The following is a 22,445-nucleotide window of genomic DNA, read 5'->3' on the forward strand; positions in this document are numbered from 1 at the left end:
GGCCTCCACAGTTGGCACACAATCAACATCCCTTTGCCACAAGTCTCTTGACCCACGAATGTAACCCCCGGTAACTTCCACGTCGGCTACTGCTGCGTAACGAGAAAGCCCTTGCGACCGCCGGGAGTTGTGAGGAGGCGTGCGCGGCAGCCGCTGTCCGCGCCAGGACAACGTGCCCGTTGAAGCCCCACCTGCATGACTATGTCCAGGGAGCAGAACATGGCCTCGTCCTCGGACGCCACGGCGTCCACCGATCCGACCCCCGAGAACGAAAGCGGTTCCGGCAGACGCGGGCGGGTCCGCCTGCGCCGCGCCGCGGTGATGGCGGTGCCTGCCACCGCGGTCGCCGCGGGACTGATGATCCTCACCGCCCAGGGCGCTCTGGGGGTGCAGTTCGCCATCTCCGGCATGCCGTTCACCGTCACGGCCACCGAGCTCAACGGCACCGGCTTCGAGCAGTTCGGCAACCTCGACAACATGGCCGACGGCAGCCCGAACGCCGGCGACACCGGCGGCCAGGTCCTCGTCATCACCTCCGCGATCAAGAACGCGACGCTCACCAAGCTGTGCCAGAGCGTCGACCTGGGCGGTACGAACCTGGTCATCACCGCGGGCGGCGGCACGGACAAGGTCCAGGCGACCAATCTGACGACCGACTCGACCGAGCTGTCGGGCGACGCGGCCTTCAACAACATCGAGATCGGCAACGACGCGAGCACGCTCGACAAGGCCGGGGTCCAGGGGAACAAGGGCGTCTTCAGCCAGCAGGCCGACACCGTCCACATCGGGAACCTGCGGCAGACCAACTACGCCACCACGGCGGCCGTGTTCAAGCTTCCCGGTCTCAAGCTCCGCTTCAGCGACTCGGGCTGCTGATGTCGACCGTCCAGGATCTGCGGTCCGGCTTCCGGCAGTGGCGTGCGGACCGCCCCTTCTGGGGTGGGCTGCTGCTCACCCTGGGCGGGGCGGAGATCCTCCTCACCGAGAAGGCGTCCCTGAAGGTCGTCATGCACATCGGGATGCAGGGCATGGCGGGCTATCTGCTGCCGACGGTCATGATCCTGTGCGGTCTGCTGATCCTCTTCAACCCGACGCAGCGCCTCTTCTACTCCCTGCTCGGCATCCTCCTGTCCCTCGGCACCTGGCTCACCTCCAACCTCGGCGGCTTCTTCATCGGCCTCCTCCTCGGAGCGACCGGCAGTTGCCTGGCCTTCGGCTGGCTTCCCCAGCAGGAGCCGCGCAAGCGGCGTCTGCTGCGCAGGCGCCGCCGGCAGCAGATGGCGACCGAGGCGTAGGGAAGGCGAAACGGAAGGGGTCCGCCCCGGCCGAGCTCAGGGCAATGGGCGGCCGGGGCGGGAGCTGTGCCGGTACGGCTCCAGGAGACGGACTGTCCTCCAACTTGCTTGTACGCGCAGGGAATTTGCCCTCGCACGCAGTGGATACCGGACGGTCGCGTCGGGGGGCGCCACCCTCGCGTAGCGTGACGCGCCGTACCGACATCCGAGCGCCAGGGAGGCTTCCGATGGGAATCCCGAGTCCCTTGACGGGCCACCCGAGCCCCTTGGTGGTGGACGCGACGGGCCGTGACATCCACGCGGAAGCGGCCCGCATCCGCGCGCGCGGACCGGCGACCCGTGTCGCCCTGCCCGATGGGGTCGAGGCCTGGGCGGTCAGCAGCCCCGAGCTGCTCAAACGGCTGCTCCTGGACCCAAGGGTGTCCAAGGACCCGCGCCGGCACTGGCCCGCCTGGATCAACGGGGAGATCTCCCCCGAGTGGCCGCTGTTCACCTGGGTCGCGGTGCAGAACATGTTCACCGCGTACGGCGGCGACCACAGGCGGCTGCGGACCCTCGTCTCCACGGCGTTCACGGCCCGCCGCACGGCCGCGCTGCAACCCAGGATCGAGGAGATCACCTCCGGCCTCCTCGACCGCATCGCCGAGGCCGGCAAGCACGGCGAAGTCGTCGATCTGCGCGAGGAGTTCTGCTATCCGATCCCCATCCAGGTGATCAGCGAACTCTTCGGACTCCCCGAGGACAAGCGGGCGGACCTCAGGGACCTGGTGGACAGCATCTTCCACACCTCCGCGCAGCCCGAGGAGGTGACGGGCAACTACGCCAGGCTGTACGCCGTACTGGGTGAACTGGTCGCCGAGAAGCGGGAGTCGCCCGGCGACGACCTGACCTCCGGCCTCATCGCGTCCCGCGACGAGGGCGACGGCCGGCTGAGCGAGCAGGAGCTGCTCGACACACTGGTCCTGATGGTCAGCGCCGGTCACGAGACCACGGTCAACCTCATCGACAACGCCGTGCACGCCCTGCTCACCCACCCCGAGCAGCTCGCCCACCTCCGCGCCGGACGCGCCACCTGGGACGACCTGATCGAGGAGACCCTGCGGGTCGAGGCGCCCGTCGCGAGCCTGCCGCTGCGCTACGCCGTGGAGGACCTCGACCTCGCCGAACTGGGCGGTCCTGACGGCACGGTGATCGGCCGGGGCGAGGCGATCCTCGCCGCGTACGCCGCCGCCGGACGCGATCCCGAGCGCCACGGCAAGGACGCCGACCTCTTCGACGTCACCCGGGCGGACAAGGAGCACCTCGCCTTCGGACACGGTGTCCACCGCTGCCTCGGCGCCCCGCTGGGCCGCCTGGAGGCCCGCATCGCCCTCCCCGCCCTCTTCGACCGCTTCCCCGACCTCCGGCTCGCCGTACCGGCATCGGATCTGGAGCCGGTGGACTCCTTCATCTCCAACGGCCACCGCACCCTGCCCGCCCGGATCCGCTAGCGGCCGGCGCTCACTCGCCGCGCCACCAGGACAGGAGTCGGGTCCAGCCGCTGCGCGGGCGGTCGGGCTCCGGAGCGGGAGGCTCGGTCACCAGGGCCGGGAGAGGGCTCGCGTACGACTGCCGCTCGCCTTCGGGCCGTTGGAGCGTCGTGGTGGGCGGGAAACGTACGGGCAGCGCCGCCAGCGCGCGGTGGAACGGGCCGGGCCGCCAGGACAACTCTCCCACCGGCAGACCCAGTTCGACATCCGGGAGGCGGTCGAGGAGCTTCTCCACTGCGGCCGTCGCGATCAGCCGGGCCGGGCTCTGCGCCGGGCAGTTGTGGGGTCCGGCGCTCCACGCCAAGTGGGCCCGGTTGCCCGCCCGTTGATCGGCCGTCAGGGCGGGATCGGTGTTGGCCGCGGCGAGACTGACGACCAGCGGATCGCCGGCGCGCAGCACCGCTCCCTCGTACACGACGTCGTGCAGCGGATAGTGCACGGCGTAGTTGGCGATCGGCGGATCGGTCCACAGCACCTCGTCGAGGGCGTCCTCCACCGGGAGGCTGCCGCCGGACAGATCGCCCGCGAACCGTTCGTCGGACAGCAGCAGCCGCAGGCTGTTCGCGATCAGGTTCTGCTGGGGCTCGGTGCCGGCGCCCATCAGCACCACGAGGGTGTGGATCATCTCCTCGTCGGTGAGGTCCGCGGGGTGCGCCATCAGCCAGGACGTCATGTCCTGACCGGGGTTGCCCCGCTTCAAGGCGACCAGGTCGAGCAGGGTGCTGGTCAGCAGTTCGTCGGCCCTCTCCGCGTCCACCCCGTCGAAGATCCCGGACATGCCCTCGACCAGCCGGACCCCGTACTCGGCCGGGCAGCCGAAGAGGTGGTTGAAGACCAGCAGCGGCAGGACCTGCGCGTACTCGCCGAGCAGGTCCGCGGCGCCGAGCGGCGCGAAGCGGTCGATGAGGGTGTCGGCGCTGCGCTCCACATAGCCGCGCAGGGTGTTCGGATCGACGAGCGCGAGGCTGTCGGTGATCGCGCCGCGCAGCCTCTCGTGCTGCTCGCCGTCGGTGAACAGCGCGTTGGGCCGGTACATCATCATCGGCACGACCGGGCTGTCCGGCGGGACGGTCCCGTCGGCGAGGTCGCGCCAGCGGCGTGGGTCCTTGGAGAAGGTCTCCGGAGTGCGCAGGACGTGCAGGGCGGCGTCGTAGGAGGTGATGAGGGTGGCTCTGACGCCGGGTGCGAGCTCGACGGGCGCGGTCGGTCCCGCCGTGCGCAGCCGCCGGTAGACAGCGGCGGGGTCGGCCGCGAACCCGGGCCCGTACAGGGGCTCGTGCGCCGGGCAGCCAGGCGGCGGCCCGGACGGTGGCGACGGGGACGGTGGCGGTCCGGGCCGTGGTGGTTCGGAGGTCACACGGGCTCCAGTTCGCCGCTGCGGGTCATCAGGTACTCGACGAGGGCGATCAGCGCCTCGGTGGACGAGACCCGGTCGCGGGCGTCGCAGCGCACGAGCGGGGTCGAGGGAAGCAGGTCGAGGGCCTCGCGCACCTCGTCCAGGTCGTGCGCCGCGGAGGCGGCGTCGAAGTCGTTGAGGGCGACGGCGTACGGCAGGCCCAGCTCCTCCAGTACGCCCATGACGTCGAAGGACTCGGACAGCCGCCGGGTGTCGGCCAGCACCAGCGCGCCGAGCGCTCCGCTGGTCATGTCCTTCCAGACTTCGGTGAAGCGGTGCTGTCCGGGCGTGCCGAAGAGGTAGAGCACCAGGGCGTCGCTGAGGGTGAGGCGGCCGAAGTCGAGGGCGACGGTGGTGGTCGTCTTCTCCCTCGAACCGGCGAGGTCGTCGAGGCGTGCGCCCGCCTCGGTCATCACCTCCTCGGTGCGCAGCGGCCGGATCTCGGAGAGCGCGCCGACGAACGTGGTCTTGCCGACCGCGAAATGGCCCACGATCAGGAGTTTGACAGCGGTTCGCACACCCGGGCCGAGGTAGACGTCGTCAGAGGCGGGCGCGGAGCCCATCCAGTACCTCCTGGAGGATGCGGGCGTCGGAGAGACGGGCGGCCGGTACCGGCGCCCGGGTGACGAGGTGACCGCTGTCCATGAGGTCGGCGATCAATACTTTGGTGACGCTGACCGGGAGTTCCAGATGACCGGCCACCTCGGCGACCGACAGCGCTCCGGGCCGGCACAGCTCCATCAGCCGGCGCTTCTCCGGGTTCAGCCCCGTCAGCGGCAGGTCGTCGGCGGCGATCAGCAGGGTGACGAGGTCAAGGGTGTTCCGGGAGGGGTGGGCGCGGCCGTCCGTGACGACGTACGACCGCACCAGCCTCCCGCCCGGCCGGCGCCCGGGCGTCATGCCGGGCTGCCGGTGTCCTGCCGGGCCGGGCTGGTCAGCTCCTTGCCGAGCCGGTCGACCAACTTGTGCATGCGGTAGGTGACCGCCTCCATGTCCACGTTCTCGCCGGTGGACACCGCGAGGTGGGCGCCCTGCCCGGCGGCGACGAGGAAGACGTATCCGTGCGCGAACTCGATCAGGGTCTGCCGCCACGGCGCGGTCGCGCTGCCGCAGAACTCGGCGGTGCTGCGGCTGATCGACTGCACCCCGGACAGGCCCGCGGCCAGCCGCTCCGCGTCGTCGCGGCCGATGTCCGCGGAGTGGGCCCGGAGCATGCCGTCGGCGGACAGCAGGATGGCGTGCCGCGCCTCCGGCACCTTCAGGACCTCGTCGAGCATCCACCCCAGCTCGTTGGTCATGGGCGCGATCATCCCTGTGTGTTCCCTTCGGATTCGTGGGGGGCTTCGATGTCGTGGGGGGTTCCGGCCGCGGTACGTGAGGAGGGCGCGGTGTCCTGCTCGGCCCGCGCGGACTCGGTGTCCTGCTCGGCCCGCGCGGAGCGGGTGCCGCGCGCGAACGCGCCCATGCGCCGGGCGTTCTCCTCCGCGGAGCGGCCCACGCTCTCCTCGGCCGGTGCGGCCGGCGCGGCTGGTTCGCCCGGTGCCGCCGGGGGCTGTGCGGCGGCGGGCGGGGATACGGGTGCGCGGCGGCGCCGCTTGGGCAGTCCACCGGCGGTCGTCGCCTCCGCAGGCCCGCTCGTCCGGGCCGTACGACGGGGCGTGCGCGCCGGTTCCCTCGGCGGTGGGGGCTCCTGGACCGGGTCGGCATGGGTGAGCAGCGCGGCCGGTACGAAGACCACGGCGCGGACGCCGCCGTACGGGGAGCGGGTGTCCACGGAGACACTGAACCCGTAGCGGGTGGCGAGGACGCCGATGACGGCGAAGCCGAACTGGGGCGGGTCGTCGAGGCGGGTGACGTCCACCGCGCGGCGGCCGGTCAGCAGCGCGGCGGCGTGCTCGGACCCGCGGCTGTCCATGCCGACGCCCGCGTCGTCGATGACCACGACGGCGCCGTTGTGCACCGTCTGGACGCCGACCTCGACCGTGGTGTTGGGCTGCGAGTGGCGCGCGGCGTTGTCCAGGAGTTCGGCGACGGCGAGGACGACCGGTTCGACGGCCCGGCTCTCGACGGCGATGTCGGCCTGTCCGTTGATGCGGATGCGCCGGTAGTCGCGGATGCGGGAGGTCGCGCCGCGGACCACCTCGATGAGCGGTGAGGTGGCCCGTTGGCGTCCTGGCCAGGATCCGCACAGTACGGCGATGGCCTGTGCGCGACGGCCGAACTGGGCGTTGGTGTGGTCGATCTCGAGCAGGTCGCGCAGCACGTCGGGGTGGTCGTGGCGGTCCTGCATCTCCGAGATGGACACCTGCTGCTCGTTGGCGAGAGCCTGGATGGAGCGCATCGACGCCTTGAGTGCGGCCTTCGCGGACTGGTCGGCGCGGGCCTGTGCGTGCCGCACGGCGTCGGAGAACCGCTCCAGGAGGCCGTCGAGACACTTCGCGAAGTCGGTGTCGGCCAGCCGCGCGTCGAGGAGGCCCACGGCGGGGCGAGCCGGTGCGGGCAGGGACGAACCGGCCGCGGGCAGGGGCTGACCTGGCGCGGAGAGAGGCTGACCCGTCACGGCGAGGTGGTGCCCCGTCGCGGAGGCGGGCTGGTGCGGGGCGCTCTCGAGCGCGGGCAGGCGGACCGCGACCAGGTGGCGCAGCTCCTCGTCCCGGGCCCGCAGCGCGTCCGCGAGCTCGGCGCTCCGGCCGCGCTGCCGTCCCGTGATCCCGCGCTGGCGCACCAGCAGCACGATGACGGCGAGCAGCCCGACGGCCAGGCACCAGAACGCCGCCTCCGGCATCCGTTCGGTCATGAAGTCCTCAATGGCATATGCAAGTTGACGGGTCGCACGACCCTAGCCCCCCGCCCGTACAAGCGCTTGCCGTCGCGCGCAAGGAAGTTGCCGTGGGGCGCACGGACTGTGTGCACTAGGCTGACATGGAGTAACTGCCGCTCGCTGCACGGGAGTTGAGGGTGTCTTTGCCCGCGGAAAGCTACATCGTGGAAACACGGACGACCGCGGAGGTGGATCCGCGCGAGCGGGCCGACTTCTGGAGCGAGCACGTAGGGTCCTACCAGTCCAGAATGGGCTACTGGTACGCGCGCACCGACGACTTCCGTGGCGCCACGGTCCGCCAACGCACCGAGCGCTATCAGCTCGTCAAGTTCTGGTCGGACGAGGTCGCGTACAGCAGGACCGCCCGCCAGATCCGTCAGGACCCCGACGAGGACTACCGATTACTGCTGCCGCTCAGCGGGGAGATCGTGCTGCGGCAGGACGGCCAGGAGGCCCGGCTGACACCGGGCACCGGCACCCTCGTCAGCTTCGGGGCGCCCTTCGAGTGCCTCCAGGACGCCTCGACGCACGCGTTCGTCCTCACCATCCCCGCGCGCGAGATGGACGGCCCGCTGAACCGCAAGTCGCCGCTGGCCACCGGGATCGATCTGAGCAGGGGGCTCGGCCGGGTGGTGAGCTCCATGATCGGCGACCTGCACGCGGAGCGGGAGCACCTCACCGACCCGCACTTCAACGCCGTCTCCGACCGCGTCGTCGAGCTGCTGTGCATGCTCACCCTCGGCGACGACCGCCCCGACGGGGCGGGCCAACTCACCGACGTGGAGACGATGGTCCGCCGCTACGTCCGTGAACACGCCGCCGACCCGGGTCTCACCGGTACGTCCATGGCGCACGCGCTCGGCTGGTCCCTGCGTCAGATCCAGCTGGCCCTGCAGCGCGCGGGCACCACTCCGCGCGAGCTCATCCGCGAGGAGCGGCTGCGGCTGGTGCGTGAGCGGCTCCAGTGCGGCGACTGCGAGCACCTGACCATCACCGATCTGGCCTTCGCCTCGGGGTTCTCCTCGGCGAGTGCGCTGAGTACGGCGTTTCGGCAGCGGTACGGGGTGAGTCCGCGGGAGATGCGGTCCGGGGGGCGGCGGCCGTGACGCCGTGGTGCGGCCGGCGCCCCGGGCCGCGCCCCTGAAAGCGGGACGCCCGCCCCACCGGGGCCGAACACGGCCACCCCCCGATCGGAGACATCGCCGTGGTCGCCAGGGTCGCCGACGGGCGGCCCACGGGCCGACGGAAGGAGGCCGTGACGCCGGAGGACCCTCCACGGCCGCTGAGCGACCCTTCCTGGACCGGATTCCGGCCCACTCCGGGTTGATGTGGCTGCCGGATCACATCATCCTTGTACATATGGTGAAAATCCCGGGCGATGCTGGGCGGGCAACCACGGCCGGTGACGCCATGGTGGTGGTCGACGCGCACGGAGTCGTGGCCGGCTGGAGCGAGGGCGCGCAGCTGCTGACCGGGTACGCCGCGGCGGAGGTCACCGGCCGCCCGGTGTCGGACCTGCTGGACGGCGACCCGGGCGAGGCCTGGCGGGCGCTGCGGGCGAACGGCGGCCACGGTGTGGTGGCCGTACGCCGTGCGGACGGGCGGCGGACCGAGCTGGCCCTGCGCGCGTACCCGCTCCAGGGCCTGGAGGGGGCGCCGGCCGGATACGTGATCACCGCGGCGCCGGACGGGCGGGGCCGCGACCTGGGAGAGCTGGCGTTCAAGCAGGCCTCGGTGTCGATGTCGGTCTTCGACACCGAACAGCGCTATCTGCGGATGAACGACACCGCCTGCCGGATCATGGGCGTCCAGGAGGCCGAGGTCCTCTACCGTTACTTTCCGGACACCGTCGAGAACGCGGAGCACAGTCGCGGCTTCTTCAACCATCTGCGCCAGGTGGTCGAGACCGGCCGTCCCGTCCACTACGAGAGCTGGACCCGGGCCCCCTCCGGACTGCATATGCACGCCTGGAACATCGAGATGTGGCCGCTGCGGGCCCCCTCCGGACAGTTGCTCGGCGTCTCGCTGGCCGGTTACGACAGCACCGAGCAGTACCGGGCCCGGCAGCGGCTCGCCCTGCTGAGCAAGTCCGCCGCCGCCATCGGTACAACGCTGGACGTGATCCACACCGCCCGTGAGCTGGCCCAGCTGGCGGTGCCCGGGCTGGCCGACTTCGTGAGCGTGGACCTGCTGGACTCGGTGGTCGAGGGCGAGGAGCCCACCGGCGGCCCGGTGGAAGCCGATGTGGAGCTGCGCCGGGTCGCGCACCACTCCCGTACCGCCGGGGTGCAGGAAGCGGCGATCGACCTGGGCGCGGCGGACGTCTACCCGTCCTCCTCCCCACCGGTCCGCGCCCTGGTCACCGGGCACGCGGTGCTCACCAGGACCGGCGACCCGGACCTCGACGGATGGCTCAGCCGACGCGGCGCCCAGGCCGCCAAGCCGCACCAGGCGGACCGCCGGGACTTCTCACTGATGGCGGTACCGCTGGTGGCGCGCGGTACGACGCTGGGGGTGGCGGTCTTCGTGCGGCTGCTCACCGCCGAGAGTCCGGACCCCTTCGACCAGGACGACGTGTCGCTGGCCCAGGAGCTGGCCAGCCGCACGGCCGTCTGCGTGGACAACGCCCGCCGGTATGCCAAGGAGCGCACGACCGCCCTGGCCCTCCAGCGCAGTCTGCTGCCCCAGGCGATGGCGGGACAGGCGGCGGTCGAGTTCGCCTCCCGCTACCTTCCGGCGCTGTCGCGGGCGGGCGTCGGCGGCGACTGGTTCGATGTGATCCCGCTGTCCGGGACCCGGGTGGCGCTCGTCGTCGGCGATGTCGTCGGGCACGGCATCCACGCCTCCGTCACGATGGGCCGGCTCCGTACGGCGGTGTGGACGCTGGCCGACGTCGACCTGCCCCCGGAGGAGCTGCTCACCCACCTCGACGACCTGGTCGGGCACCTGGCGGCCGACGAGAGCCCGACGGGCGCGGAGATCGGCGCCACCTGTCTGTACGCGGTGTACGACCCGGTCTCCGGGCACTGCGCCGTCGCCACGGCCGGGCACCCGCCGCCCGCCGTGCTGTTCCCGGACGGCACCGTGAAGGTCGTCGAGGTGAGCGCGGGACCGATGCTCGGCGTGGGCGGGCTCCCCTTCGAGGCCACCGAGCTGCACCTGCCGGAAGGCACCGTCCTCGCCCTCTACACCGACGGTCTCTTCGAGGCCCGCCACCTCGACGCGGACGCGGGCACGGCCGTGCTGTGCAGCGCGCTGACGGTCCCCGCCGGAAATCTGGACGAGGCCTGCGACAACGTGCTCCAGGTGCTGCTGCCGCAGCATCCCAAGGACGACGTGGCCCTGCTGCTGGCCCGCACCCGCACCCTGGACAGCGACGAGGTGGCGGTGTGGGACCTGCCCGCCGATCCGGCGGAGGTCGCCACCGCCCGGCAGTACGCGACCGAGCAGCTGGCCCGCTGGGGGCTCGAGGAGGTCGCGTTCGTCACCGAGCTCGTCGTCAGTGAACTGGTCACCAACGCCATCCGCTACGGCGGCGCGCCCATCCAGCTCCGGCTCATCCGCGACCGCACTCTCATCTGCGAGGTCTCCGACGCCAGCAGCACCTCACCCCACCTGCGCCGGGCCCGCACCTTCGACGAGGGCGGCCGCGGGCTGCTCCTCGTCGCCCAGCTCACCGACCGCTGGGGCACCCGCACCACCGGCACCGGAAAGACGATCTGGGCCGAACAGGCACTGCCGTTCGAGTGATCGCGGCCCAGAGCCTGTCGGGCGCTACTGGAAGTCGCAGCCGGGGTTGGGCGCGTCCTCCGAGAACGGCGAGCCGTGGGGCAGGACGTACAGCACGTCCAGGACGACGGGGACCGAGCCCTCGTTGCGGCCGATGTGCACATGGTCGGGACCCGGGGGCTCGGTGATCGCATGGCCGGCCGGGTAGCTGCCGTCCTGCGCGCAGGTGGCGTCGAAGTGGCTCAGGGTGCCCTTCTTCACGAGGCCGTACAGGGGACCGTCGTGATAGTGCCAGCCGGTGCTCTGGCCGGGCGGGATGGTGATCTCCCGGAGCGTGTAGTCCGTGTTCCCCACGGTGGTCCGGTAGAGCACCGTCGCGGTGACACCGGGGCCGGACGGAGTCGCGTACGCGGTCCCGGCGACCAGCGACATGGCCGACAGGCCGACGACCGCGGCACCTGTCACTCCCGTACGCAGCACGGCCCGGACAGCGGAAACCTCACGCGTCATCTCGTCCTCCCCCGTGTGAACGCAACGGCCCGCCAACGGCAGGCCCGCGCACCATCATTGAACATTCGTGCCCCGTGCGGAAGGTGCGATACCACCCAACTCACTCGCCACGCGTCCAACTAGTGACGATGCGGCGGCGACACCCCCGCCCCGGCCATCTCCGGCATATGCCCGCTCACTTGACGGCCGAGTGTGACACACGATTGGCTCCGGCCCAACGAAAGTACGACAGTCGGTGCACAACATCCCGACATCGCACCGATCTCACTCTCCCCGACCCGCCGCTGGGCCGCACAGCGAGGTGCCGCACCCATGAACACGTCCCCCACACCTCACCACTTCACCGGATCCCCGCACCGCGCAGCCCTCGTCGCCGCCGTCGCCGCGGCCTGTCTGCTCGCCGTCGGCTGCTCCGGCTCCGGCGGCTCGAACGACACGAGCGACGCCTCGGCGGGCAAGGCGGGCACCGGCCGGATCAAGATCGCCCTGATCACCCACGGAGCCCGCGGAGACGCGTTCTGGGAACTGGTGCGCAAGGGCGCACAGGCGGCGGCGGCCAAGGACAACATCGACCTGACGTACGCGAGCAACTCCGAGGCCGCCGCCCAGGCCAGCCTGGTGCGGGACGCGATCCGCGACCGGGTGGACGGCATCGCGCTGACGCTGGCCAAGCCGGAGGCGATGCAGAGCGCGGTCAGCGCGGCCAAGGCGGCGGGGATACCCGTGGTCGGTCTCAACTCCGGGATCGACGCCTGGAAGTCCGAGGGCCTGCTGGAGTACTTCGGCCAGGACGAGAGCGTCGCGGGCCGGGCCACCGGCGACAAACTGGACGAGCTCAAGGCCAAGCACGCCCTGTGTGTCATCCACGAACAGGGCAACATCGCCCTGGAGGCCCGCTGCGCCGGAGTGAAGAAGGCGTTCGGCGGCGAGACCGACATGCTCTATGTGAACGGCACCGACATGGACGCGGTGGGCACCGCCGTCACGGCCAGACTGCGCCAGGACCCGAGCGTCGACGAAGTCGTCATGATGGGCGCGCAGTTCGCGCTCGCCGCGGTGAAGTCGGTGAAGACGGCGGGCAGCAAGGCCCAGGTCGCCACCTTCGACCTCAACAGCACCGTGGTGAAGTCCGTGCAGAGCGGGGACGTCCAGTTCGCGGTGGATCAACAGCCCTATCTCCAGGGCTATCTGGCCGTGGACTCGCTCTGGCTCTACCACTCCAACGGCAACTTCAGCGGCGGCGGAACCGCTCCCGTGCTCACCGGACCCGCGTTCGTCACGAAGGAGAACGTGTCCTCGGTCGCGAAGTTCGCGGCGAACGGTACCCGCTGACCGGCCGCCGCCCGTACAGGCGGCACCAAGGTTTTCCGTCCCTCACGGTGCGTACGGTCACTTGTACGGATAGCATCCTGCGCACCCCCTCATCGCTGATCGCTCTAGGACGACGATGTCTCCACGGACCGGTGCCCGGCGCCGTCTCGGCTCCATACGTCTCTCCCTGATCCTGCTGGCGCTGGTCCCCAGCGTCACCCTCGCCGCCATGTGGGGTGTGACGACGACGCAGATCTTCTCGGAGGGGCTGCGACTGCGCGAACAGACGGGGCTGAGCCGGTCGACGGGTGCCATGGGCACCGAGGCGACGCTCGCGCTGCAACAGGAGCGCAGCCTGTCGGCCGCCTGGATGGCCTCGCCGCACGGTTCCCGGGCCGCCCTGGACCGGCAGCGCAGGCGCACGGACGTCGCGGTCGCGAAACTGGTCCGCCGGTCCGAGGACTTCCGACACGCACCCGCCCGGATCGGCGACCGGATGTACTCGGTCATCGCCTCGGTGGGAAGCCTGGAGTACTACCGGGGGCAGGTGGACCACCCCACCGACATCACCGCCCAGCAGGCCCTGGACCAGTACACCTCGATCATCGGCGACCAGATCCACGCCTTCCAGGAACTCTCCCAGGTCGACGACGGCGACCTCACCTCGCAGGCGGGGCCCCTGATCACGGTGGGGAACGCGGCGGAGCTGGTCGCCCAGGAGGACGCCGAGCTGGCGCTGGCCTGGCCCTCGGGAAAGCTCGACCAGGAGTCGTGGCAGCAGTTCGCCCAGCGGGTCGACGTGCGCCGCTGGGTCTTCCAGAGCCAGGTCCTCAACTCGCTGCACGGTACCGTGAAGGACCAGGTCGAACGGGTTCTCCAGAGCCAGGACTGGAAGACCCTGGAGACCGTCGAGGACCAGATCATCGCGGCCCGGACGGCCCACGGCCGGGTGGCCAGTACGGTCGACCTGCCCGACGCGCACGCCCGCTGGAACACCGCGCTCGGCAGGATCTCCGACCAGTACACGAACCTGATCCAGCAGCAGACCACGCAACTGCTCGACCGCAGCGCCGACAACGCGCACAGCCTGCTGATCAAGGCGGCCGCGCTGAGCGCCGGCGGACTCGTCGCCCTGCTGGTGTGCGTCGTGATGTCCTGGCGCATCACCCGCTCCCTCTCCCGGCGGCTGCGCGGTCTCAGGATGGCCACGCTCAGCCTCGCCGAGGAACGGCTGCCCGACGTGGTCACCCGGCTGAACCGGGGCGAGAAGGTCGACGTGGAGTCCGCCACCCCGCCCCTGGACTACGGCGAGGACGAACTCGGCCAGGTGGCCAAGGCGTTCAACACCGCCCAGCGCACGGCGGTGTACACCGCGGTGGAACTCGCCGACACCCGACGCGGCTTCCAGAAGGTGATCCTCGGCATCGCCCGGCAGAGCCAGAACCTGGTCAACCTTCAGCTCAGCAAGCTCGACGCGCTGGAACGCGAGCACCAGGACCCGGGGATCCTCAAGGGCCTGTACGAACTCGACTCCACCGCCAGCCAGCTCCGCCGCTACGAGGAGAACCTCGTCATCATCAGCGGCGAGCAGCCCCGGCGCAGCTGGACCGAACCGGTCGCGCTGATCGACATCCTGCGCAGCGCCGTCGGTGAGGTCGCCCAGTACCAGCGGGTGGACGTGCACACCGACGACGAGGTGTACCTGAGCCCGCCCGCGGTGGCCGACGTCATCCATCTGCTGGCCGAGCTCATCGACAACGCGACCACCTACTCCCCCGCGCCCAGCCCGGTGGGGGTGCGGGCCGCGATGGTGGCCAAGGGACTGGCCGTCGAGATCGAGGACCGGGGCCTGGGCCTGTCCGAGGAGGAATACGCCGCGTTCAACGCCCAGTTGGCGGTGGCCCCGCAGTTCGACGTGGTGGCACTCGCCGACGACCTGCGGCTCGGCATGTTCGTGATCGCGCGGCTCGCCACCCGGCACGGCGTCGCCGTCACCCTGCGCTCCTCGCCGTACGGCGGGACCACCGCGATCGTGCTGATCCCGCACGACATCGTGGTCCGCGAGACCCCCGACTCCCCCGCCACCGACGGGGAGGTCGCGGTACCGGCGGGGGTCATGGCGGCGAAGGGCTCCGCCGACGACGCGGTCCCGGAGCGCCGGCCCCATGAACGTGCGCAGGAGGCACCCCCCTCCGCCCGGGCCCGCACGACCGACTCCGCCGCGCCCCGCTCCAGCCCCGCTCAGGGCGCCGCCCGCCGCGACGGACTCGCTCCGCTGCCGCGCCGGGTGCCGCAGACCAGCCTGGCCACGGAGTTGCGGGAGGAGGCGGCGCCGTCCGAGGCCGACTACGCCGACTACGCCGACGACAAGGACGCCACCGACCTCGCCGACTTCACCGCGGAACGCGCCGCCTCCTCACTCGCGGGCTTCCAGCGCGGGACGCTCCGGGCCCGCGACGACGAGGAGATGTCGTACGACCAGGGGGGCGAGGAACCGTCGTACGACCACGGGGAGGACCCGGCCCCGACCCAGCCCGCAGACCGCTCGTGGACTCCGCCCGCCGATCGCTCGTGAAGGACAGAGAAATGACACGCCCCAGCACCGCCACACACAGCCAGCTCGACCAGCTGCTCACCGGACTGGTGGAACGGGTCGCCGATGTGAACCACGCCGTCGTGCTCTCCGAGGACGGACTCGTCGTCAGCAAGTCCACGGCGTTCGTCCGCGACGACGCCGAACGGCTGGCGGCGACGGCGTCCGGCCTGATGAGCCTCAGTAAGGGCGTCAGCATGGACTTCCGCGGCGGTCCGGTGCGCCAGGCGCTGATCGAGATGCGCGACAGCTATCTGATCCTCACCGCCGCGGGCCCCGGCGCCCATCTCGCCGTGCTCACCAACCAGGGCGCGGACGTCGGCGTGGTGGCGTACCAGATGAACATGCTGGTGAAGAAGATCGGCGAGCACCTCAGGGCAGCACCTCGTGCGGGCATCGCCGCCGCGGCCGACAACGGCGAGTGAGGTGAGCGAAGGCGACGCGGCCGGCCGGCTGGTACGGCCGTTCACGCTGACCGGAGGCCGCACCCGGCCCAGCCGCGCCGACTTCACCCTCATCACGTCGGTGACCGCGGTGGGTCCGCCGCCCGAGGGCGCCACCCGGCCGCAGCCCGAGCACGCCCGGATCCTGCGGCTGTGCGCGAAGCCCATCGTGGTGGCGGAACTCGCCGCCGAACTCGACCTGCCGGTGAGCGTGGTCGTGATCCTGCTCTGCGATCTGCTGGAGGCGGGCAGGATCACCGTCCAGGCTCCGCGTCTCGTCTCCCGTACCCCGGACCTGGACCTGCTGCAGAAAGTGAGGGACGGCCTTGGCCGGCTCTGACCCCGCCGTGCGCGGGACTTCGGCACCCGACGCACCTCCCGCTCCCGACGCGGTCAAGATCCTGATCGCCGGAGGGTTCGGCGTCGGCAAGACGACCATGGTCGGGGCGGTCAGCGAGATCGTCCCGCTGCGCACCGAGGAGCCCCTCACCTCCGCCGGTCTGAACGTCGACGACCTCGACGGCATCGAGGAGAAACGGGCCACCACCGTGGCGCTGGACTTCGGGCGGATCACCCTCAGCCCCGAACTGGTCCTGTACCTCTTCGGCACCCCGGGCCAGCAGCGGTTCTGGTTCATGTGGAACGACCTCGCGATCGGCGCCCTGGGCGCCGTGGTCCTCATCGACGTCCGCAGGCCGGAGTCCAGCTTCGCCGCCCTCGACTTCTTCGAGCGGCGCGGCATCCCCTTCGTCGTCGGCGTCAACGGCTTCCACGGGCAGCACCCGTACACCCCCGAGGAGATCCGCGACGCCCTGGCCCTGCCGAAACGGACCCCCGTGCTGCTCTGTGACGCCCGTGAGCGCGGGTCGTGCCGGGACGTACTGATCACTCTGATCGACGAGTTGATCGCTTCGTCCAGCCACAACTGACATAGGGAAAGGGGCTGTTCACCGGTGTTCCTGTGACCCGCCAGGGCCCGGCTGTGCGGAAGCTGTGAGTTCCCTGATTCTCATCCTTCCCTCAGCGCGGGCTCAGCGACGGCCCAGATCCGGCCCGGATCGTCGGGGCCATGAACGAAACGAACGCGGGAGGCGTCCGGCAGCGGTCGGTCGAGATCGTGGTGCCGGTCCACAACGAGGCACACGTCCTCGGCGACAGCATCAGCCGCCTCCACGCCTACCTCGAAGCCTCTTTCCCGTTCCCGTTCCGGATCACCGTCGCGGACAACGCGAGTACGGACGCCACCTGGCAGGCGGCGACCGGCCTGTCGGCCCGTCTTCCCCACGTCCACGCCGTCCACCTGGAGGCCAAGGGCCGGGGCCGCGCGCTGAAGTACGTGTGGAGCCGGTCCGAGGCGGACGTGGTCGCCTACATGGACGTCGACCTGTCGACCGGACTCGACGGCTTCCTCCCGCTGGTCGCGCCCCTGCTGTCCGGTCACAGTGACCTGGCCATCGGCAGCCGGCTGCACCCCCAGGCGGCGGTGGTGCGCGGACCGAAGCGCGAGTTCATCTCCCGCTCCTACAACCTGCTCCTGAAGCTGGGACTCGCGGCCCGCTTCTCGGACGCGCAGTGCGGCTTCAAGGCGGTACGCACCGAGGTCTTCCGGGCGCTCGCCCCGCACATCGAGGACAACACCTGGTTCTTCGACACCGAGTTGCTGGTGCTGGCCGAGCGCAACCGGCTGCGTATCCACGAGGTGCCGGTGGACTGGGTCGACGACCCCGACAGCCGGGTCGACATCGTCGCCACCGCCGTCGACGACCTCAAGGGCATGGGCCGGATGCAACGCCGGATCCTGACCGGCCGCACCCGCGTCGCGCTACCGCCCCGGGCCGGTACGGCGCACCTGACGGCCGCCACCCACGGGGCCGCCTCCGTGGAGCCCGGCCCCGGTGGGGGCGGGGCTCGCGCGGACGCCGCGCGTACGTCGCCCGCCGCGGGAGCCGAGCGTACGCCGCCGCCCGCGGGAGCCGCCGCCCCGCCCGCCCGGGCGAGAGCCGCGTGAGCGGGCCGCACGGCCCTGATCACCACGGTCCTGATCACCGCTGCCGACGCCCACCTCGGCGCCTACGCACCCGCTTCGCCCTGATGCGGCTCCGGGCCCTGCGCCCGCGTCGCACTCCCTCTCCTCGCTTGGAGCCCGCGTCATGACGACTCTCGCCCCACCACCCACGTCCTCACCGAGCAGCGGACACAGGGCGGCACCGCCCACAGAAGACCCCCGCTGGACGCGCCCCGCGCTGTGGGCGATCCTGCTCGCGGCGACGGCCCTGTACGCCTGGAACATCACCTCCATCAGCGGCAACAGCTTCTACAACGCGGCCGTCTACAGCGGCACCAAGAGCTGGAAGGCGTTCTTCTTCGGCGCGCTGGACTCCGGCAGCTTCATCACGGTCGACAAACCGCCGCTCGCCCTGTGGGTGATGGGGCTGTCCGCCCGCGCCTTCGGCTTCGGCACCTGGCAGTTGGCGCTGCCGATGGTCGCGGTGGGCACCGGCTCCGTGGCCCTGCTCCACCGCATGGTCAAGCGCGACTTCGGCCCGGTGGCGGCGACCGTCGCCGCGCTGGCACTGGCGCTGACCCCGATCACCGTCGCCATCAACCGGGACACCAACCCGGATCCGATCCTGGTCTTCCTGATGCTGCTCGGCGCGGCGGGTCTGTTCAAGGCCGTCCGCACCGGCCGACTGATGCCGCTCGTCTGGTCCGCCGTCGCGATCGGCTTCGCGTTCAACACCAAGATGATGCAGGCGTACGTCGTCCTGCCGGCCTTCTTCCTGGTCCACCTGTGGGCCGCGCGCGGCTCCCTGGGCCGCCGGATCCGCCACCTCGCCGTCGCCACCGTGGCCCTGGTCGTCTCCAGCGCCTGGTGGATGGTGGTCGTCGACCTGATCCCCGCCTCCTCCCGTCCCTACATCGGCGGTTCGACCGACAACACGGTCTGGGACCTGGTCATCGGCTACAACGGCTTCGGCCGTATCTTCGGCGCCGGTTCCTCGGCCGGCTCGGCGGGCAACGGTGCGAGCTTCGGCGGCAGCGCGGGCGTCTACCGGCTGTTCAACGAGATCATGGGCGGCCAGATCTCCTGGCTCATCCCCTTCGCGGCCATCGCCCTGATCGCGGGTCTGGTCCTGCGCGGCCGGGCCCCGCGCACCGACGCCGAGCGGGCGGCGCTCATGCTCTGGGGCGGCTGGTTCGTCCTGCACTACCTGACCTTCGCCCTGGCGGAGGGCACCTTCCACCCGTACTACGTCACCGCCATGGCCCCCGGCATCGCGGCCCTGGCCGGTGCGGGCGGCGTGACCCTGTACCGGGCCTTCCGTGAGGGCTCGGCGGCGAGGGGGGCGCCCCCCGCTCGAGCGGGGTCGAGAGCTTGGGGGAAGGTCTGGGTGCTGCCTGCCGCCGTCGCGGCCAGTGCGGCCTGGGCGATCGTGCTGCTCCAGCGGGTCTCGGGCTCCGGCACGCTGTACACCGTCGCGGAGATCACCGTCGGCGTCGCGGGCACGGTCGCGGTGCTCGGCCTGCTCGCCGGACGCTTCACGCGACGCGACCGGCTCATGGGCTTCGCCGCGCTGGCCGCGGTCGTCGCCCTGCTGGCCGGCCCCGCCGCCTACTCGGTCTCGGCGGCCACCTCCGCCACGAACGGCACCAACCCCACGGCCGGCCCCGGCACCGGTGACGGCATGGGTGGCATGGGAGGGGGTCCGGGCGGCGCGAGCGGTTCGAGTCGTACGAGTGGTACCGGCGGCCGGTCCATGGGTGAGCCCCCGTCGGGCGGCGGTTCCGCGCCTTCGGGCTCCGGCACCCGGCCGAGCGGCAGCGAGACGGGCGGTGACCGGACAGGCGGAGGCCAGATGGGCGGAGGCGGCACGCAGGTGTCGTCCGCGATGATCACGTACCTGAAGAAGCATCAGGACGGGGCCACCTGGCTGCTGGCCGTGGCCACCGACCAGACCGCGTCCTCGATCATCCTGGAGTCCGGGCAGCCCGTCATCTCCATGGGCGGCTGGTCCGGCAGTGACAACGCCATGACCTTCGCCAAGCTCAAGAGCCTGGTGACGTCCGGCAAGCTGCACTACATCATCGTCAGCAGCGACGGCGGGCAGGGCACGAACTCCGAGATCGCCACCTGGGTCAAGGCACACGGCACGGCCGTCAAGTCCTCGGCGTACGACTCCGGTTCGTCCTCGACCACCTCTTCTTCCACGTCTTCCACGTCTTCTACGTCTTCTACGTCTTCTACGTCTTCTACGTCCTCCACGTCCTCCACGTCCTCCACGTCGAGCACCGGCGGCCTGTACCGCCTGGACGCCTCCGACGTCGGCTGACCCAGCCGTCCACCCCGGCAGGGGCGGGCCACCGGACATCCCCCACCGGTGGCACGCCCCGCCTTTCCGTTCTCTTCCGTCGCTCAGTCCCGGGCGAGGGTGGCCCGCGCTTCGCCCGCCAGGCGCCGTACGGCCGCGTCGGTCAGCTCCTTCACCCGGTCGGCGGGCACCGGGACGCCCGGGGTCTCGAAGAACCAGCGCTGTGCCTCCTCCTGGCTCAGCCCCTCGGGCTGCGCCGCGAGGTAGGGCCGCACGTAGACCGGGGTGCCCGGCTCGCTGCGCCAGCTGTCGGCGAGCGTGCCGATGTCCACCGCGTCGTACCCGAGAACGTCCAGCAGCTCCGCCACCCGCGCCCTGGCGGCCGCGTCGTCACCGGCGAGGGGCAGGGCGCTGCGGTCGGCGGCGCCGGAGGGCCGGGCGGAGAGGAACAGGCGCCGGAAGTCGATGTTGTTGAACGCCTTGACCACCCGGGAGTCGGCCAGGTGACGCTGGACCAGGGCGCTGGACGTCGGCCCGCCCGCGTCCAGCTCGGCGATGCGGCCGTCGCGGTCCGGGTAGTAGTTCATGGTGTCGATCACGACCTTGCCCGCGAGAGCCGCCGCGGGCAGCCGGTCGTAGGCCTTCAGCGGCACGGTCGCCACCACCAGGTCAGCGGCGCGGGCGGCCTCCTCTGGGGTGGCCGCGCGCGCGTGCCCGCCGAGTTCGGCGACGAGGCCGGAGAGTGTCTCCGGTCCGCGCGAGTTGCTGACTACGACGTCCACTCCGGCCGCCACGGCGAGGCGGGCCAGCCCGCCGCCGATCATGCCGCTGCCGATGAGTCCAAGGGTCTTCGTCACGGTGGGTTCTCCCGCTGATGTGATGTGAAGCAGATCGATCAAGAGTGAAGCTATATGTCAATCATGAAACTCAGTGTCACACTAGCGTCCGTGACTCACTATGGCGAGCGGGGAGCTGGTGAGCGGTACGATCCCGAGGTGGACGGAGCAGCGCGTACGAGCACGAGGGACATCGCACGGGCCGCCATCCGGGCCGAGTTGGCCCAGGTGGCCTTCGAGCTGTTCCGACGCGAGGGCTTCGAGAACGTCACCGTCAACGACCTGGCCGCGGCGGCCGGGGTGTCCCGCAGCACCTTCCTGCGTTACTTCGGCACCAAGGAGGACGCCGTCCTCGACGCGGTGGACGCCCAGGGCGGGCGGATCGCCGACGCGCTGCGCGCCCGCCCGGCCGGCGAGGACGACTGGACGGCGCTGCGGCACGCCCTGGGCACGGTCGTCGAGCACCACCGGCAGGACCCGGCCGGCGCGCTCGCGCTGTCCCGTCTGATCATGAAGACCCCCGCACTGTGCGCGCGCAGCATGGAGAAGCAGAACGGCTGGCGCCCGGTCATCGCCGAGGCCCTCGCCGAGCGCGCGGCCCCCTCGCGGCCCTCAACCCTGGGCCCGTTGGTGCGGGCCGCCGCCGCGGTCGACTGTCTGGACATCGCCGTCAACCACTGGACCGCCTCCGACGGCACCCTCGACCTCGACGATCTGATCGACGAGGCCTTCGCCGCACTCGCACCGCGGTAGCTCCACTGCCCGGGGGCATGCCGGGCCCGTTGACGACGGACCGCGGCCACGCCGTCGAACGGGCCGTGCGCGCGAGCGGGCAGGGCGCGTCGACCGCCGATGGCCGCCGATCGGGGCGGCTCAGTCCCCGACGGCCGCCGCGAAGATCACGTCCGCCGTGTCGACGGTGCCCCCGCGCCGCCCGGGTGCGCTCTCCCACTTCCAGTAGAGGTTGGTGTGCGCGATCACCTGCTCCGGCGACGGCGCCCCGTACGCGCTGAGGTCCTCCGTCGTGTGCGCGTCACCGACCAACGTCACGTCGTACCCGCGTACGAAGGCCCCGTGCAGGGTGGCGCGGACGCACGCGTCGGTCTGCGCGCCCGTGACGACCAGTCGGCCCACCCCGCGCTCGGCGAGCAGCGCCTCGAGGTCGGTGTCCTCGAACGAGTCGCCGTAGTTCTTGTGGACGAGGGGCTCGGCGTCGCGGCGGATCAGTTCCGGCACGTACCGCCAGCTCTCGCTGTCGCGCTTGAGCCGGTCGTCCGAGTGCTGCACCCACACCACCGGCACGTCCTCCGCGCGAGCCTTGCCGACCAGGGTGTCGATGTTCGCGACCACCTCGTCGCGCCGGTGCGCGCCCGCCACCACCCCGTTCTGGACGTCGATGACGAGCAGCGCGGTGTTCGGCCGATCGGGCAGAGTCGTCATGAGGGGCCTCCATTGTCTCGTCCGTCTCGTCCGTCCCGTCCATCGCGCTCGGCAGGTGCGTTCCGAGTGCGCCCCCTCTTTCTACCTTTCGACGACGGGAGCGCCAACCGCCCTGCCCCACAGGACGACGAGCCCGGCCGTGTCGCCCAGCCGCTGGTGCCCCTTCCCCTCCCGGACACCGCGCCGTCACACCGAGCGGGAACGTTCCCCTCGTCCCCCTCCGCTCAAGCCT

At 71.3% G+C, this 22,445-nt stretch carries 21 protein-coding genes; 13 read left to right on the forward strand and 8 right to left on the reverse strand.

Translation table 11 applies throughout. The features are described from left to right. The first annotated feature begins 219 nt into the window (after positions 1-219). From ACIRA5_RS43370 to ACIRA5_RS43380, 3 genes are all read left to right on the forward strand, one after another. On the forward strand, positions 220-876 hold the full coding sequence (locus ACIRA5_RS43370; RefSeq protein WP_403701025.1) for a DUF6230 family protein: 657 nt from the start codon (positions 220-222) through the stop codon (positions 874-876). Then, the gene (locus ACIRA5_RS43375; protein ID WP_403701027.1) at positions 876-1,295 is read left to right on the forward strand and encodes a DUF6114 domain-containing protein; all 420 of its coding nucleotides are present in this window, start codon (positions 876-878) and stop codon (positions 1,293-1,295) included. Before ACIRA5_RS43370 ends, ACIRA5_RS43375 begins: the two co-directional genes overlap by 1 nt. A gap of 227 nt (positions 1,296-1,522) precedes the next feature. Then, positions 1,523-2,785 carry a cytochrome P450 gene (locus ACIRA5_RS43380; protein ID WP_403701030.1) on the forward strand — a complete coding sequence of 421 codons (1,263 nt, stop codon included), beginning with the start codon at positions 1,523-1,525 and terminating at the stop codon, positions 2,783-2,785. 10 nt (positions 2,786-2,795) lie between these two features. Here ACIRA5_RS43380 and ACIRA5_RS43385 read toward each other — a convergent pair whose 3' ends face one another. The 5 genes from ACIRA5_RS43385 to ACIRA5_RS43405 all read right to left on the reverse strand — a co-directional run bounded on the left by ACIRA5_RS43385 (position 2,796) and on the right by ACIRA5_RS43405 (position 7,017). Continuing rightward, complete coding sequence (locus tag ACIRA5_RS43385; protein ID WP_403701265.1) at positions 2,796-4,094, reverse strand: cytochrome P450; 1,299 nt, start codon at positions 4,092-4,094, stop codon at positions 2,796-2,798. Between the two features lie 83 nt (positions 4,095-4,177). Further along, positions 4,178-4,783: a GTP-binding protein gene (locus tag ACIRA5_RS43390; protein ID WP_403701033.1), complete on the reverse strand. Its 606-nt coding sequence runs from the start codon at positions 4,781-4,783 to the stop codon at positions 4,178-4,180. After that, complete coding sequence (locus ACIRA5_RS43395) at positions 4,761-5,120, reverse strand: DUF742 domain-containing protein (RefSeq protein ID WP_054236780.1); 360 nt, start codon at positions 5,118-5,120, stop codon at positions 4,761-4,763. The genes ACIRA5_RS43390 and ACIRA5_RS43395 overlap by 23 nt, the downstream gene beginning before the upstream one ends. Further along, a complete protein-coding gene (locus ACIRA5_RS43400) occupies positions 5,117-5,530 on the reverse strand; it encodes a roadblock/LC7 domain-containing protein (protein WP_067375890.1) in 414 nt (137 codons plus the stop codon). The genes ACIRA5_RS43395 and ACIRA5_RS43400 overlap by 4 nt, the downstream gene beginning before the upstream one ends. After that, complete coding sequence (locus ACIRA5_RS43405) at positions 5,527-7,017, reverse strand: ATP-binding protein (protein ID WP_403701036.1); 1,491 nt, start codon at positions 7,015-7,017, stop codon at positions 5,527-5,529. Before ACIRA5_RS43405 ends, ACIRA5_RS43400 begins: the two co-directional genes overlap by 4 nt. A gap of 188 nt (positions 7,018-7,205) precedes the next feature. On the opposite strand from ACIRA5_RS43405, the gene ACIRA5_RS43410 reads away from it, so the two are divergent. Continuing rightward, a complete protein-coding gene (locus ACIRA5_RS43410; RefSeq protein WP_403701039.1) occupies positions 7,206-8,147 on the forward strand; it encodes an AraC family transcriptional regulator in 942 nt (313 codons plus the stop codon). A 253-nt stretch (positions 8,148-8,400) separates the two neighbouring features. Continuing rightward, on the forward strand, positions 8,401-10,791 hold the full coding sequence (locus ACIRA5_RS43415; RefSeq protein WP_403701042.1) for a SpoIIE family protein phosphatase: 2,391 nt from the start codon (positions 8,401-8,403) through the stop codon (positions 10,789-10,791). A 24-nt stretch (positions 10,792-10,815) separates the two neighbouring features. On the opposite strand, the gene ACIRA5_RS43420 is transcribed toward ACIRA5_RS43415, so the two are convergent. Next, positions 10,816-11,280, reverse strand: a complete 465-nt coding sequence (locus ACIRA5_RS43420) for a cupin domain-containing protein (protein ID WP_403701045.1) — start codon at positions 11,278-11,280, stop codon at positions 10,816-10,818. A 312-nt stretch (positions 11,281-11,592) separates the two neighbouring features. Here ACIRA5_RS43420 and ACIRA5_RS43425 point away from each other — a divergent pair, with 312 nt between their 5' ends. The 7 genes from ACIRA5_RS43425 (at position 11,593) to ACIRA5_RS43455 (ending at position 19,958) form a co-directional block, all read left to right on the forward strand. Continuing rightward, positions 11,593-12,612, forward strand: coding sequence for a substrate-binding domain-containing protein (locus tag ACIRA5_RS43425; RefSeq protein ID WP_403701048.1), 1,020 nt, complete (start codon positions 11,593-11,595; stop codon positions 12,610-12,612). Positions 12,613-12,727: 115 nt separating this feature from the next. Next, the gene (locus tag ACIRA5_RS43430) at positions 12,728-15,166 is read left to right on the forward strand and encodes a nitrate- and nitrite sensing domain-containing protein (protein WP_403701051.1); all 2,439 of its coding nucleotides are present in this window, start codon (positions 12,728-12,730) and stop codon (positions 15,164-15,166) included. A gap of 11 nt (positions 15,167-15,177) precedes the next feature. After that, complete coding sequence (locus ACIRA5_RS43435) at positions 15,178-15,609, forward strand: roadblock/LC7 domain-containing protein (protein WP_352048101.1); 432 nt, start codon at positions 15,178-15,180, stop codon at positions 15,607-15,609. Position 15,610: 1 nt separating this feature from the next. Beyond that, a complete protein-coding gene (locus tag ACIRA5_RS43440) occupies positions 15,611-15,967 on the forward strand; it encodes a DUF742 domain-containing protein (RefSeq protein WP_403701054.1) in 357 nt (118 codons plus the stop codon). Further along, positions 15,954-16,556, forward strand: a complete 603-nt coding sequence (locus ACIRA5_RS43445; RefSeq protein ID WP_403701056.1) for a GTP-binding protein — start codon at positions 15,954-15,956, stop codon at positions 16,554-16,556. Before ACIRA5_RS43440 ends, ACIRA5_RS43445 begins: the two co-directional genes overlap by 14 nt. 140 nt (positions 16,557-16,696) lie before the next feature. Then, the gene (locus tag ACIRA5_RS43450; RefSeq protein WP_403701059.1) at positions 16,697-17,635 is read left to right on the forward strand and encodes a dolichyl-phosphate beta-glucosyltransferase; all 939 of its coding nucleotides are present in this window, start codon (positions 16,697-16,699) and stop codon (positions 17,633-17,635) included. 142 nt (positions 17,636-17,777) lie between these two features. Continuing rightward, the gene (locus ACIRA5_RS43455; protein ID WP_403701062.1) at positions 17,778-19,958 is read left to right on the forward strand and encodes an ArnT family glycosyltransferase; all 2,181 of its coding nucleotides are present in this window, start codon (positions 17,778-17,780) and stop codon (positions 19,956-19,958) included. Between the two features lie 83 nt (positions 19,959-20,041). Here the strand turns inward: ACIRA5_RS43455 and ACIRA5_RS43460 are convergent, their stop codons facing one another. Beyond that, positions 20,042-20,794: an NADPH-dependent F420 reductase gene (locus ACIRA5_RS43460; protein ID WP_403701065.1), complete on the reverse strand. Its 753-nt coding sequence runs from the start codon at positions 20,792-20,794 to the stop codon at positions 20,042-20,044. 138 nt (positions 20,795-20,932) lie between these two features. Here ACIRA5_RS43460 and ACIRA5_RS43465 point away from each other — a divergent pair, with 138 nt between their 5' ends. Next, positions 20,933-21,526 (forward strand): TetR/AcrR family transcriptional regulator, encoded by a 594-nt coding sequence (locus ACIRA5_RS43465; RefSeq protein WP_403701068.1) that lies wholly within the window; start codon positions 20,933-20,935, stop codon positions 21,524-21,526. A 120-nt stretch (positions 21,527-21,646) separates the two neighbouring features. Here the strand turns inward: ACIRA5_RS43465 and ACIRA5_RS43470 are convergent, their stop codons facing one another. Continuing rightward, positions 21,647-22,213, reverse strand: coding sequence for a cysteine hydrolase family protein (locus ACIRA5_RS43470; protein ID WP_403701071.1), 567 nt, complete (start codon positions 22,211-22,213; stop codon positions 21,647-21,649). Between the last annotated feature and the right edge of the window lie 232 nt (positions 22,214-22,445).

Source organism: Streptomyces sp. NPDC096311 (assembly GCF_044763085.1).
Lineage (GTDB): Bacteria > Actinomycetota > Actinomycetes > Streptomycetales > Streptomycetaceae > Streptomyces.